The sequence below is a fragment of the Flammeovirgaceae bacterium SG7u.111 genome (genome assembly GCA_034044135.1).
Taxonomy (GTDB): Bacteria; Bacteroidota; Bacteroidia; order Cytophagales; family Flammeovirgaceae.
Genome location: CP139021.1, coordinates 6,007,866 through 6,021,731 on the forward strand (window position 1 = coordinate 6,007,866; position 13,866 = coordinate 6,021,731).

The 13,866-nt window shown below is 43.4% G+C and carries 14 protein-coding genes and 1 tRNA gene; 9 read left to right on the plus strand and 6 right to left on the minus strand.

Annotated elements, in window-relative coordinates; translation table 11 throughout:
* Both pglZ and brxL read left to right on the plus strand, forming a co-directional pair.
* Positions 1 to 2,499, plus strand: coding sequence for a BREX-1 system phosphatase PglZ type A (gene pglZ / locus R9C00_23270; GenBank protein WPO34627.1), 2,499 nt, complete (start codon positions 1 to 3; stop codon positions 2,497 to 2,499).
* Between the two features lie 11 nt (positions 2,500 to 2,510).
* Positions 2,511 to 4,535: a BREX system Lon protease-like protein BrxL gene (brxL, locus tag R9C00_23275; GenBank protein ID WPO34628.1), complete on the plus strand. Its 2,025-nt coding sequence runs from the start codon at positions 2,511 to 2,513 to the stop codon at positions 4,533 to 4,535.
* Between the two features lie 112 nt (positions 4,536 to 4,647).
* Here the strand turns inward: brxL and R9C00_23280 are convergent, their stop codons facing one another.
* Together R9C00_23280 and R9C00_23285 are read right to left on the minus strand one after the other, a co-directional pair.
* Positions 4,648 to 4,887 (minus strand): hypothetical protein, encoded by a 240-nt coding sequence (locus R9C00_23280; protein ID WPO34629.1) that lies wholly within the window; start codon positions 4,885 to 4,887, stop codon positions 4,648 to 4,650.
* A gap of 211 nt (positions 4,888 to 5,098) precedes the next feature.
* Positions 5,099 to 5,761 (minus strand): helix-turn-helix transcriptional regulator, encoded by a 663-nt coding sequence (locus tag R9C00_23285; GenBank protein WPO34630.1) that lies wholly within the window; start codon positions 5,759 to 5,761, stop codon positions 5,099 to 5,101.
* Positions 5,762 to 5,939: 178 nt separating this feature from the next.
* Here R9C00_23285 and R9C00_23290 point away from each other — a divergent pair, with 178 nt between their 5' ends.
* From R9C00_23290 to ssb, 5 genes are all read left to right on the plus strand, one after another.
* Complete coding sequence (locus tag R9C00_23290; protein ID WPO34631.1) at positions 5,940 to 6,146, plus strand: hypothetical protein; 207 nt, start codon at positions 5,940 to 5,942, stop codon at positions 6,144 to 6,146.
* 69 nt (positions 6,147 to 6,215) lie between these two features.
* Positions 6,216 to 6,497: a hypothetical protein gene (locus R9C00_23295; protein WPO34632.1), complete on the plus strand. Its 282-nt coding sequence runs from the start codon at positions 6,216 to 6,218 to the stop codon at positions 6,495 to 6,497.
* Positions 6,481 to 6,699 carry a hypothetical protein gene (locus tag R9C00_23300; GenBank protein WPO34633.1) on the plus strand — a complete coding sequence of 73 codons (219 nt, stop codon included), beginning with the start codon at positions 6,481 to 6,483 and terminating at the stop codon, positions 6,697 to 6,699. Before R9C00_23295 ends, R9C00_23300 begins: the two co-directional genes overlap by 17 nt.
* A 12-nt stretch (positions 6,700 to 6,711) precedes the next feature.
* A complete protein-coding gene (locus tag R9C00_23305; GenBank protein ID WPO34634.1) occupies positions 6,712 to 8,160 on the plus strand; it encodes a hypothetical protein in 1,449 nt (482 codons plus the stop codon).
* Positions 8,161 to 8,195: 35 nt separating this feature from the next.
* Positions 8,196 to 8,696 (plus strand): single-stranded DNA-binding protein, encoded by a 501-nt coding sequence (ssb, locus tag R9C00_23310; protein WPO34635.1) that lies wholly within the window; start codon positions 8,196 to 8,198, stop codon positions 8,694 to 8,696.
* A gap of 145 nt (positions 8,697 to 8,841) precedes the next feature.
* On the opposite strand, the gene R9C00_23315 is transcribed toward ssb, so the two are convergent.
* On the minus strand, positions 8,842 to 9,201 hold the full coding sequence (locus R9C00_23315) for a hypothetical protein (protein ID WPO34636.1): 360 nt from the start codon (positions 9,199 to 9,201) through the stop codon (positions 8,842 to 8,844).
* Here R9C00_23315 and R9C00_23320 point away from each other — a divergent pair.
* Both R9C00_23320 and R9C00_23325 read left to right on the plus strand, forming a co-directional pair.
* Complete coding sequence (locus tag R9C00_23320; protein ID WPO34637.1) at positions 9,175 to 10,002, plus strand: hypothetical protein; 828 nt, start codon at positions 9,175 to 9,177, stop codon at positions 10,000 to 10,002. The two genes, R9C00_23315 and R9C00_23320, sit on opposite strands and share 27 nt — an antisense overlap.
* Positions 10,002 to 11,243: a tyrosine-type recombinase/integrase gene (locus tag R9C00_23325; protein ID WPO34638.1), complete on the plus strand. Its 1,242-nt coding sequence runs from the start codon at positions 10,002 to 10,004 to the stop codon at positions 11,241 to 11,243. Before R9C00_23320 ends, R9C00_23325 begins: the two co-directional genes overlap by 1 nt.
* 121 nt (positions 11,244 to 11,364) lie before the next feature.
* Here the strand turns inward: R9C00_23325 and R9C00_23330 are convergent.
* From R9C00_23330 to R9C00_23340, 3 genes are all read right to left on the minus strand, one after another.
* A tRNA-Arg gene (locus tag R9C00_23330) sits at positions 11,365 to 11,438 on the minus strand.
* 76 nt (positions 11,439 to 11,514) lie between these two features.
* Positions 11,515 to 12,210: a response regulator transcription factor gene (locus R9C00_23335; GenBank protein WPO34639.1), complete on the minus strand. Its 696-nt coding sequence runs from the start codon at positions 12,208 to 12,210 to the stop codon at positions 11,515 to 11,517.
* On the minus strand, positions 12,203 to 13,846 hold the full coding sequence (locus R9C00_23340) for an ATP-binding protein (GenBank protein ID WPO34640.1): 1,644 nt from the start codon (positions 13,844 to 13,846) through the stop codon (positions 12,203 to 12,205). The genes R9C00_23335 and R9C00_23340 overlap by 8 nt, the downstream gene beginning before the upstream one ends.
* Between the last annotated feature and the right edge of the window lie 20 nt (positions 13,847 to 13,866).

The following is a 13,866-nucleotide window of genomic DNA, read 5'->3' on the forward strand; positions in this document are numbered from 1 at the left end:
ATGAAAAACAATATAACAAAGGCTCTGGAGAAAAACTTCGAGCAACATAGAATCATATTTTGGTACGATGAAAAGGGCGACTTGAAGGAGGAGTTTGACCAAGTAGCCCTTGACGACGTAACCAAAATCCATGTGGAAGGCAACGAGTTTGAGGTAAAGCACCTAGTGAGCCAAAAGCAGCCTGCCGCAAAGTTTTTACTGTATTTTGATAAGGAAAAACCAAGGGTGGAGGAAAATTGGTTGTTGGATTTGGAATTAGCCAACTTCGAATTCCATACCGACCAAGAGGCGATGTTTTTACAAGAACTCGGCTTGGACTTTTATTTTAAGGAGTTGGTAGCTACCCACATAGAGTTTTTTAAAAACAAAGAGCGAAGGCTGGGGCTAAAAGGGCTTTTGGGCGAAGGGGATACGCACAAGGAGATAAGGTACAAAATGCTGGCGGTCGTTTTTGAAAGCGAGCATGTAAACCTCAATACTTTTCTGCACAAGCACGCCAGCCTTTTTCTGGAAGAAGACACAAGCTTGGAGAAAAGCCTCGACCGCTTTTGCCTTTCGGGTTTTTATTGGGGAGAGCTGAAAGCAAAGTACAATTACCAAGGCGAGCCTGTCGGTATTTATGACTTTATGCTCGAAGCTTTTATGAACAATTTTGAGCTGGGCAAAAAGACAGGGCTTACCAGAGAGGCGGGGCTGATGCTTTCCCTCTGGCAAGACAGCTATAGCATACGGGATAGTTTTAAGGAAATGTCGGCAAAAATAGCGGCAGACACTCAACTGGAAAGTTTGCTTTCCGAAGCCAACCTAGACCAACTGATTGACGACAACCTCTTTGAGCTGACAGAGCAAAGGGTGATCCACGAGCTGGTTGGGCTTATTGTAGATGAATCGATTTCGAAGCAAAAGACGCTGGAGCTGACCAAGCTTCGGGAAAACAAGTTTTGGTATGCTGGTTATAAAAACTTCTACGATTGCTTAAAATATGCAGTCGAATTGATGGATTTGGTAAAAAAGAACAAAGAGGTGACGTTTGCCTCCAGAGAGGAAGGGATTAGGAGCTATACACAAAACCTGTATCAGATTGACTATGTGTATAGAAAGTTCGTCAAAAAATATAGAGACACCCACCAGTCTGGCAAACTGAAAGAGCTGGCAGATAAAGTTGAAAAGGTGTATTCGAACGATTGGCTGCTGGCATCAAACAACGAATGGCAGTCGGTAGTGGACAAGCTGGAAAAATGGCAAGAAGTGGGCATGGACAACCAAAAAAGCTTTTATAACATCCACGTTGCCCCATACCTTGAGAAAAAACAACGGTTGTTTGTAATCATTTCCGATGCCTTCCGCTACGAATGCGGGGTAGAGTTTCATAAGCAATTATTGAAGGAGAACAGGTACGATGCCGAGCTAGGTCATTTGGTAACCAACCTCCCTTCTTATACCCAACTGGGCATGGCTTCATTGCTTCCGCATAAAAATATAAGCTTTAAGGAGAAGTCTGATTCCATAATGGTGGACGGCACATTGGCAAACGGGATAAGTGGTAGGAAGAAAGTATTAGCCGAAAAAGTGGGGGCAAGGGCTACAGCAATTCAAGCAGATGAGTTTGTTAAACTGAAATCCTCTACAGAAGGGCGGGATTTTGTGAAAGGCTATGACCTGATTTATATTTATCATAACAGGATAGACAAGCAAGGCGACGACAAGTCGAGCGAAGAGCAGGTATTTGATGCAGTGGAGGAGGAAATTGATTTTTTGAAGACTTTGCTGAAAAAGATAGCCAGTATGAATGGCAACAATATGATTCTTACTTCTGACCACGGGTTTATTTACCAGAACCAACCCTTGGAGGAAAGTGATTTTTGCCAAGTAGCAGCAGAAGGAGAGGTATGGAAAGAGAATAGGAGGTTCATCCTTGGCAAAGAGTTGAAGCCAGATGTGGCTACCAAATACTTTTCTTCAGAAAGCCTTGGTTTGGCAAAGGGAGTAGATGTGTTGATTCCTAAGGGCATCAACAGGAACAGGGTAAAAGGGGCAGGCTCAAGGTTTATCCATGGGGGAAGCAGTTTGCAGGAAACGATAGTTCCTCTTATCAAAATATCCAAACGCCGAAAAGATACCATAGACCAAGTCGAAATTGATATCATCCAATCGACCAACAAAATAACAACAAATATCCAAGCAATTTCATTTATCCAAAACGAACCTGTTTCGGACAAATCCTTGCCGAGGAGTATTAAAGCAGGTTTTTATGCGGGTTCGGGAGAGCTAATAAGTAATTTGTTTAAGTTCAATTTTGATTTTGAAGGAAGTTTGCCCCAACAGCGGGAGGAAAAGCATAGGTTTCAACTTAGTTCGAAGGCAAGTGGTCAGTATAAAAACCAACAGGTATTTTTGAGGCTGGAAGAGCCTGTGGCAGGCTCGTCACAATGGAAACCATACAAAGAATATAGCTTTACTCTCAATATTTCGTTTACAAGCGACTTTGATGACTTTTAAACTACGCTGCAATGAAGAACCTAGATTTGAAATTGAATGAGCATTTTGGAGGGAAGGTAGTTAGAAAAGACTTGACCAAGCATGTAAAAGGGAATGCTATAGTGCCTAGTTATGTGCTTGAGTACCTTTTAGGGCAATATTGCGCCACTGACGATGACGAAACCATACGGCAAGGGGTAGAAACTGTCAAAAATATTATAGCAAAACACTTTGTCCATAGAGATGAAGCCCAAATCATTAAATCTACGGTAAGGGAGAAGGGCTCTCACCGAATAATAGACAAGGTTGCTGTAAAGTTAAATGACAAAAAAGACATCTACGAAGCCAGTTTTGCCAACTTAGGGTTAACTAAAGTTCCCATTTCAGATTCAATCATCAAACAACACCAAAAGCTTCTTTCGAGTGGGGTTTGGTGTATCTTGACGTTAGCTTACCTGCCTTCTGAGGAGCAGGGCGTGTCGCCTTGGATAATTGAAAACCTGAAGCCTATCCAAATTTCCAATGTGGATTTGGAAGAGTTCAAAAATGCTAGAAAACATTTTTCGAAGGAAGAGTGGATTGATGGACTGCTGCAGTCTATTGGGCTAAACCCTTCTGAATTCACTTTTCGCTCCAAACTGCTCCAGTTGTCAAGGCTTGTGCCCTTTGCCGAAAACAACTATAACCTGATAGAACTAGGCCCTAAGGGCACAGGGAAAAGCCATATATATTCGGAGCTTTCCCCACATGGTATTTTAATTTCTGGAGGGGAGGTTTCCAAGGCTAAGTTGTTCGTGAACAATAGCAATGGGGAAATAGGCTTGGTGGGTTATTGGGACGTGGTGGCGTATGACGAGTTTGCTGGGAAAACCAAAAAGTCGGATAGGGGCTTGGTAGATATTATGAAAAACTACATGGCGAACAAGTCCTTTTCTAGGGGTACGCAAGTGTATGGGGCATCTGCCTCTATGGTTTTTGTGGGCAATACCGATCACTCAGTACCTTATATGCTCAAGCATAGTGATTTGTTTGATGCCCTTCCAAAAGATTATTATGACACTGCCTTTCTGGATAGAATACATTCTTATGTAGCAGGTTGGGAGGTTCAAAAGCTACGAAACGAGATGTTTACGGAGGACTACGGTTTCATAGTTGACTACCTAGCCGAAATCCTGAAAGATTTGAGAAAAGAAGATCGCTCCAATGAACTATTAAAGTTTTTTGAGCTTTCTGACACCATCACCACACGAGATAAAACGTCCATCTCAAAGACGTTTTCTGGGCTTGTGAAGGTGATTTATCCTCATGGAGAATTTAGCGAAGTAGAAGCAAAAGAGCTGTTGGAAATTGCGATTGAAAACAGGATGAGGGTAAAACAGCAGTTATGCAAAATGGACGAGACCTTTGCCGAGGAAATTGATTTTAGCTATGAAATCAAGTCTTCAGGCAAAAGGGTAAGTATAGAGACGTTAGAGGTATTAGAATACCAGGCCTCTATGGAAGGGGATGAAACCCACCAAGAGAGTTCAGAATTGCCAAAAAGTAGTTCCGATGCAACTGAAACAGAAGATAGAATCGAGCTTACAGAGGGGCAAAGAATCATTTTTGACAACCAGAAAGGAGTGTCGTATGAAAAACTATTTGGGCAATATCTTTATGATTTTGGTTCAGTGGAAATAGTTGATCCGTACATCCGTCTCCCTTACCAGCAAAAAAACTTTATGGAGTTGGCGATTCTGCTTTCAAAGAAGAAGAAAAAAGAGGAAGAAGTGAAACTGCATTTGGTGACAAATAATGAAGAAGAGCGGATTAATGATAGTACAGAAGCCTTTCAAGCGATGGCTTATTCTCTTGAGTCCATTGGAATCATATTCACTTTTGAGTTCAAAACAGAGATACACGATCGTTCCCTCGTCATAGACAATGGTTGGAAAATAGTTTTAGGACGGGGGCTGGATATTTGGCAAAAGACAGGAGGCTGGCACGACATCAACGAATACCTTCAAGAAAGACGCACTTGCAAGGCATGTGAGATTACTTTTATTAAACAGGGCTAATATAAAAAAGCCGAACTCTTTTGAAGTTCGGCTATACCTCAATCCATACGGGTTTTGCAGACCGTGGGCAGGGAGGTTTAAAAATCACAGTGTTTTTAATGAAAAAGTTCAACTACTTTTCCTTTCCAACCCAATTCTTCCCCAAGGCAGGGGTGATCCCCCTTTTCCTGAGCCTGCTCACGGCTATGGAACAATTGGTGGAACATGCCAAACTATCCACCCTAGTAGCGGTGTACTCCTTACCACAGCGGTAGCAAACCTTTTTGTACCCAATCCCATAAAACTCCCTTTCAAATACCTCGACTATATTTTTTTGCCCCAATTCGGAGGCTTTCTTTCTTGTTGAACCCATGTTATTTCTACTATAATTATTGACTAAAATAGATGTAATCATGCCTTAAACTTGCCTTAAATCTGTAAGGAAGCAGTAGTAATTTACTAAAAATGGGTGGGAAAAAGGAGTAGTTTTGCTTATAAAAACTGTGTTTTTGGAGCTTTATGGCACAAAAAAGAGCTGCCCTGTTAGATTGGGGCAGCTCTTTTGCTTATAGGTCAATTTTGAATTAGCTTTTACCTTTATTCATATGCTCTTCAAAAGAATTAAATAAGAATAAAAACTGTAAAGCAGTAACCAAATCTTCTATTAGATGTACATTAGTATAATCGACTAAATTTGATTTATCTGAAAAACATTTTACAAATGCTTCCCAAATAACTTTGGTTTCAGAGGGCTCAATATTGATTTTTGAAAGTTTAGACGAATGTTTTTTAATACTTTCGTTCATCAACCTATTTACATTACCTATAAAGTCTATTGTATTATCCTCTCCTAAGTTTTCAATATCACTTATTTCTTTTTCTAGTGGTAAAAAATATTCAAGATAGTTATTGATAAAATCATCAAACAAACCTATTTCTTTTAGATAATAAGCTTTTAGTAGGACTACTTCTTTTTCGAGGTATTTTGAAATTTTTTCTTTGTCCTTTAGCCTTCCCTTGAGGTTATCCATTTCAACTGAATCAATATCATTACCGAACCCCAATAACTTACTTGGGCTAACCTCAAGAATTTCAGCAATCTTCCATATTTTTTCGATAGTAGTATTACGTCCTTTTTCAATTTGCTGATAACCCGGATAGGTTAAGCCAACCTTTGCGGCTACATCATTCATACTTAGCCCTTTTTCCTTCCGAATACTCCTAATATTATCTCCGATATTTTCCATGATATCATAAAAATAAAATGTAAAGCTAAAAATAGTCTCAAATTTATTTTATTGATTAACAAGAAGTTATATTATTTCTAAAATATTATTACATAATAATATTATTATACAGTTTTATTTAATATCCTCACAAGCTATATTTGATATGTAGAACAATCTCAAACAAAACCAGAAACCCATGGATTTCTCAGAAGTATTTCTCCAAGAAAAGGGGCTTTTTACAAGAGAGCAGGTAATGACCATGCTCGGTATCACTAATTATGGCTGGTATAAGCTTGTGAACGAGGGGCTGCCTGTGATAAAAGTGACCTCCAAAGCTCAGTTCGTAAAGAGGCAAGACCTTGAGTCGCACCTAGAAAAAATGTATGAAAAGAAATCGGCATAAAAAAAGCAGATGGCGGCTACCATCTGCTTTTTGTTTTGCTGTTTTCCCAAACTCTAAACTGGTAAAAACATGTCCAAAGATAACCAATTCTTTGCCAACGGGCAAGCTATGCCCAAAAACTGGCTCGACCAGTTGTTCAAAAAACTTTTTAAAAACACTAAAGACCATGAGAAGCCACACGGCTCGGGGGACGGAGGGCGCAAGCCCTTCCCCCCTTTTCCCAGCCAAGACCCAAAGGCTGGCTTTCATGGCTTTTCCACCAATGGCGGCATTGGCACTCCCGAGCTCATGGAGACCTATTTCCAAGCCCTTGCCAGATCAAAATCCATAGACCATGAAGGTACGTTCTGAGGCGCAGCTCGCCGTCAAGTGGGCATGCGGCGGCTGGACTTGCTATCGGGTAACAAAACACAGGGACTTTGGCGGCTTGGTGGATTATTTCACGGGGCTGCCCCACTTCCGCTTTGCCGTCCTCTACGAGTGGGATCGAAAGACCAAGGCGAGGGGCAGGCAGATCGGCTACTTCAGCAAGAAAGAATCCTATATCATCTAAATCGAAAAGCACATGGAAAGCTATTGCAAAAAAACAGTATTCCAATTCAAAAAAATATCGAAAACATCGGACAGCCCGTCAAGTAGTACGGGCACTATCTCTACAAAACCCAACCCGACAGGCAACACGGGACGGGACTATTTTATCAAAAAATATGTCTGCAACCTAGACTGGTTTCAATGCACTATTGTAGGTTGCCCCTTTGCCCAAGAAAAAGAAGAGTATGCCAAAGGGGATTTTCGGTTGGTCAAGCGATTTACCGACACGGGCACTACGGGCACGCCACAGTTCGGCGTGACCTACACCATCTTTTACCGCAAGCTAAAGTTCGGGCAGCTACACGCCAACCCCCGTTCCGACAAGATCATGCGGGACGAGACCATGGGCATGTTCAGGGCAGAGAACGAAGAGCTTTACAGGGAAGGCTTTCCCATGCGGTTCTTGTACTTCCTGCAAGCATGGGAACTAGGTTTCAACAACTATTCGAGGATCGACATCGCACTAGATTTCCCCACGAGCCACGAGTTCCTTTCCTTCATTCAGTCCATACAGACAAGGGACAGCCCCTACTCCCTCTTGGGCAGGAACAAGCTCTTGAGCATTAGGTCACATAACGGGAAACTGACGGGCTTCAGCCTTGGGATGTCGAGCTCCAACAAGTCCATCACCTGCTACGACAAGAGCGGGGAGATACGGGAGAAAAACCACAAGCCCTACATTGTGGAGACGTGGCTGGGCGCAGGGCTCATACCCAACCTCAACCAGCACCACATGACGAGGCTGGAGGTGAGGATGAAAAGGGACGAGCTCATAAAATATGGGGCGATGGTAGAGGAGGAGTTCAAGGTATTGCCCCCACTCTACCTCAACAACTTGCCGAGGTTCTTGGAAATGGTGATGAAAGACTTTTTCGAGTTCGGCATCAAGTCCAAGGACACCAACAAGTCGAGGTGGGAAAGGCTGCCGGTCATCGACTTCGAGGGGGTGAAAAAGCCCCAACTGCTCTTCAAGAGGAGCATCAAGCCAGAAAAGAACAACCTGATAAGCCTCAAAAGGTATCTCAAGAAAAACCTTGCCCTTTTCCTTGAGACGGGCGACTCCGACTACCTCTATGCCTTGGCAAACACCGCCATAGGCTCGGGGCAATGGGAGTTCGTCTCCGAAAAGCTGGAATACTGGCACAAGGACATCACGAAAAAACTGGAGACCACCGAACACCCCCCTTTCGACTTGTTGTGGAAAACACTTGCAAGGATAGCCAAGGACATACAGCGTACCCAAGAACTGGCAAAGAAAGCCAAAAAGGAGTACCACGAACCGAGCGAAAAACTCTTGGGGGACATAGAGAGGGAACACTCCTTCTTTTTCTGGCCATCCAATACGGGCAAGACCAAGAACAGGTACGCACCGGGCTTCCACAGGGACGTAGAATTCTTGGACTCCGAACAGACACCATTTTAAACAGATAATTTTTACCAACCTAAAACCATACGATTATGCTAAATGAAGTACAGTTGCTCGGCAGGGTCGGACAAGCCCCCGAACTAAAGAAGCTAGATGGCGGCTCGACCGTCGCCACGTTTTCCATTGCCACCACCGAGAAGTGGAAGGACGAAAAAGGAGAGCTGAAAGAGGCCACCGAATGGCACAACGCAGAGGCATGGAACGGAATAGCCGATACCGTCTCCAAGTATGTGGAGAAAGGCGACATGATCCTCATCAAAGGAAAGCTCAAGACCGAGAAATGGGAAAAGGACGGGCAAAAGCATTCCTCTACAAAAGTTAGGGTCACCAACCTCCATTTGCTCCCCAAGGGGAAAGGCGGCATGTCCGACCAAGACAAACAGGACGTCCAACAGTCCAAGGAGCTCTTGGAGTACCTAGGCTCACTACCAGAAGCGGAAAAGACGGCTTTCAAGGAGAAGTTCATCAATTTCAAGAAGTTCATCAGCGAAGAGAACCTGAACAAGGACACGGCTGGTTTCTTGGGCTTTTAAACCCTTTCAATCCAAACACAAGGCATGGACGAACCCTACCATAAAAAAGCCCCAGTGCTGGCACACCGAGGCTCGTTAGGAGGGGCAAGTCCATGCCCCAACAATTATCAAGATGGCAAATATTACAAAAATCTACAGGGAAATCCTATCCCGAAAGGATTTCCAAAAGGAAATAGACGGGGCCAGGGAGCAGTTCCGCTTCCGCCCTTTCATAGAGGAATACCGTCCGTTGAAGCTCTTCGCCCGTTGGGGCAGGTGGCTCTTGGCACTTTTCAGCATCGCAACGGGACTCGGATTCCTGTTCTACTCGCTGGCGGGCGCACTCCCCTACTGGGCGGCTTTCCCAATCGCCCTTTCTGTCTTGCTCTTCATCGAGCTGCTCAAGAATTTCTCGGTGGGCATCAGCGCAAGGGGCTATTACCTCAACGGCAAGTTCCCTTTGGTCTCGTTGCTCGCTGCGCTGGCGTTTAGCCTCTCTGTGTTCCTCAGCCTCAGCGGTGTCCAATCGCTTTTCGAGCGGCACAGTTCCACGGTCTCCGGCTTTGAAGAGGCACACCTCGCCCAGTCCGATAGCATCGCCAAAGCGTATGAAGCCAAACTGGAAAAGCTGGAGATAGAAAAGATCGGGTTTGAGGAATCCGTGAGCTGGTTGGGAAAGATAGACGTGAGCAACAAGGATGTTTCTGCCACGCTGGGCAGCTTTACCAGCAGGCAGGAACGGCTGGAAAAGGAAAAAGCCGAAAAGCTGGCTGGCTTGGAAAAAGAATACGAAACAGGAAAAGCCAAAGCTTTAGAGGAAAGCGAGCTGAACCTTTGGCTGTGGGTATCGCTCTCGGCTTTTGTGGAAGCCGCCATCCTCGCCTGCCTCTGGTTCTTGGTCTATTATGCCTACCGTGTCCAGTCCGAGTCGGAGCTGTTCCTTGCCGAGAACCAAAAATGGTGGGTGGGTATCAACGACCTGAAGGGCTTTGCCGATGCCTTCCTAGCCAATGCGGGAAACCTGTTTGTCTACCCCACGGGCACGGTGGACAGCCCTTCACGGATCGGGTTTGCACAGGGTGCAAAAAAGAAAGGAGACGGAGACGAAAAACCCGAGAACACCCTATTTAAAGAGGGGTTTAAAGGGGTGCAAGACGTGGAAAAAGAACGGGAGGAGCTAAGGGCTTTCTTGGCGAAATACCCCGAGGTGGTAAAGTGCATAGAAAAGGGCGTAAACACCAACCAGACCGCCAAAGACTGCGGGGTTTCCACCTCCACCGTCCATAATGTGAAACGATGCCTCAGGACATTAAAATCTTATAAGTAATGAAACAGTTGACGATAAGGTTTTATCTGCACACAGCCACATTTAGCAAAAAAAGAAAGGATTACAGACTTTATTTCAGGGTGACCTATGATAGAAAGTCGTGGGAGAGCAGCACGGATCATAAGCTAAAAAAATCTGAGTGGGACAAGAACAATCAGGTATGCAAATCCAATGACTTGGTAAATCAGGAAATAGCTTGGATCAAAAACAGGCTTTACGAGATCAAATTACAATTGCAATACAGCCAAAAACCTATTTCTGCTTTATCTATTAAAGATATTTTCACAGGAGGAAGTGAGCAGGTAAGCCTATTATTGTTTTTGGAAAAGCACCTTGAAGCATTAAAAATCTCCCCTGACCACACCGAAGGGACTGTAAGAAATTGGGGAGTAAAGGCGGCAAAAATCAGGAGCTTCCTAGCCGAAAAGAAGCTTCGAAATATCACAGTCAATGAAATAGACTTGAAGTTCCTCCAAAAGTTTGACGAATGGCTTTCCACACAGGTAGGGGAGAAAAGTAAAAAAAGCTTTGAAAGAGGGTACATCAATGATGTCCATAAGAAACTTCGTGCATTGCTTTATAAAGCTGTTGAAGATGAAATCATTCTCAACAATCCCTATCAAAAGTTTAAAATGAAGTCCGACAATCGAGAGCAAAAAATTCGCTACCTCACTTCTGAAGAGCTGGAAAAAATCTATTTCTCCGAACTGGATGGCAACCTAAAGCTTCAAAAAGTGAGGGACATCTTCGTTTTTTCGGCAATGACTGGCTTGAGGTACTCCGATGTTTCTAGCCTGAAAGTTTCCCAAGTAAAATATGATGAGGAAAATAACATGTATTACATCGAGAAAGAGCAGGTAAAGACCAAAAGCCAAGTGATCATTCCCTTACTGAAATGGGGCGAAGAGATTTACAAGAAATACAAGGACAGCGACTCGGCAGAGATCACGGGTCGCCTGTTGCCCATCTATTCTAATGAGAAAGTGAACGACTATTTGAAGTTAGTGGCTCTACATGCTGGGGTGGACAAGCACCTTACCCACCACATGGCCAGGCATACTTGCGGGACGATGCTAATCAGTAATGGAGTTCCGATAGAACAAGTTGCCGAAATATTGGGGCACAAGAAACTTACGACCACAAGGATTTATGCCAAGATTACCAAGCACAGTTTAACGAGTACCGCTAAGAAAATGAATAATATATTGGATAAAATAGAGCGGGGGAAAAGAACCTTCTAACATTTGGATTTACCTTCTAACAATTGGGGCAAAAAACCATGAAAAAAGGCTGTTTTTAACTGATCAGATCAGACAAAAACAGCCTTTTTAGCTTTATTTTAAAGGTTTCAACCTTTCTATGTGACTCCGACAGGATTCAAACCTGTAACCTCCTGGGCCGTAACCAGGTGCACTATTCAGTTATGCTACGGAGCCATCCCTCTTGCCTTTCGGCTGTAATGGGACTGCAAAATTAGTTTTTTTATTCAATTATCTAAATTTCTTCTGAAATTTATTTTTGCAACTCTATCAGCTTGAAGCCTTGCCCGTGCACATTGAGAATCTGGAGGTTTTCGTCGGGCTTCAAATATTTTCGTAACTTGGTGATATACACGTCCATACTTCGAGAATTGAAATAATTATCGTCCAGCCATATTTTTTTTAACGCTTTCGACCTATCCATCACTTGGTTTTTGTGCAAACAGAGCATTTGCAAAAGAGCCGACTCTTTCGAAGTTAGCTTTTGCTCGTTCCCATCCAAGACCAACTTCTGTGAGGAATGGTCGAAAGAGAAGTTTCCTATCTGAAATTTTTCCTGATTATTTTCCTCTTCCTGCTTGAGCGTGCGGCGTAAAATAGCCTTGATCCTCAGCAGCAACTCTTCCATGCTGAACGGCTTGGTAATATAATCGTCAGCCCCCGCCTTAAATCCGTTGATAGCATCTTCTTTCATGGACTTTGCCGTCACGAAAATGATTGGGATATCAGCATCGCTTTTTCTCACTTTTTCGGCTAAGCTAAACCCATCGAGTTTGGGCATCATTACGTCAAAAATGCAAAGATCGAATTTGCCTTTATCAAAGCTTTTGTACCCTTCTTCCCCATCGCGCGCAAGAATGGTATCGTAGCCTTTTACGTTAAGGTATTCGTTGAGTATTTGCCCGAGGTTGAGATCATCCTCTACTAGAAGTATTTTTGGGTTATTCATGATGATAGGGTAAAAATATGGTAAAAACAGATCCTTTATTGAGTTCGCTTCTTACTGAAATACTGCCTCCATGGGCTTCTACCATGGTTTTCACATAACTAAGCCCAAGCCCGAAGCCCTTTACGTTATGCACATTCCCTGTGGGAACTCTGTAAAATTTATCGAATATCTTATTGAGCATGTCCTTGGAAATCCCTTGTCCTTTGTCGGAAACAAACAGCTTGATTCCATTCGAAGAATCAACCGTACGAATGGTAATTTCCGGCTTTTCTGGTGAGTATTTATTGGCATTGTCCAGAAGGTTGTAAATAATATTGGTCACGTGCAAACTATCGGCTTCAATTACGGGCTGAGTTGCATCCAAAACACTCTCCAAGGTACCATCTTTCTTTTCTATTTGGATTGCAATGTTTTTGATAGCCTTGTCCACTGCCTCGTGGATATTCATCTGCATCTTTTTCAGTTTGAAATCTCCCCTATCCATCCTGGCCGTTTGTAATACTTTCTCCACCTGCAAAGCCAAGCGGTTGTTTTCATCTTTGATGATTCCCAGATAGCGTTCACTTTGGTTGGGCAATGCCCTTATGTCAGGGTCGAGCAAAGCCTCGGTTGCCAAAGAAACCGTTGAAATAGGCGTCTTTAGCTCATGGGTCATATTACTGATAAAATCATTGGTAATCTCAGAGATTTTCTTTTGCCTCATAATGGTAAAAACAGCAAAGGCAAACCCATAGATAATGAGAGAAATAAAGACCGTAGAAGATGCCAAAACCAGCCACATTTTTCGAATAATGAAGGACTGCTGGTCGGGAAAATACACGTAGAGCAAATGCTGGTTTCCAAACAAATCACTGGGGAAAAGAGTGGCTTTGAAGCCTAATTTCTTAATAGTTTGCCCCGCACCTGGCGCATCGGTCATCACCACGGTTTCTAAGCCTTGCGAGCCATCGACCACGGCAAAATCGTATTCAATATCAAGCCCTCTGTCGTGCAAAGCTTCTGTCAACAATGAATCTAACCGTTCTTTATCTACTCGGGAATCAAAGTCCTTGCTTTTTCTGATCAGTTCCACCACAATATCGGAAACCATATCGGTCATTTTAGAAAGCTTCGCCCTGCTCTGCTGACTTATCCGCTTGTACCACCTTGCCGAGTCCACTTTATCGTTGAGAACCATAGGTGAACTTCCAAGCGCCTTGGTTCCTTCCGAACTTATACTGGAAAATTTCTTGCGTGCGTACCCCGATTTGCTAATTCTTGCCTCCTCTTCTACTTCATAGGAAAACCCTGCGGCAGCCATTTCTTCCGACTCTATGGTTTGGGTAAACTTGATGGTTTTTCCTTCTTCCCAACGTGCATTTCCCATCGAATCAAAATCCATCAGGAAATAATCGTCCACCACATTTACACTGTTGGCAAATTGCTGCTTGGCCAAAAAAATAGCTTCTTCTTTTTCAAGCTTCAGCACCACATCGCCCATGGCACTTCGTACATCGTGGGCAAAGCGCTCGTTATTGACTTCCACCGAAACATTGAGCCAGTAAAACTGGAGCACGATCAGCCCAACCAAGGCAAAACCTAACAGTACTGCCGTAGTAAGTAAACTGCTTTTTTTTAGGAAAAGGTTAGACTTCAATATATTATTACTTTTCTTAA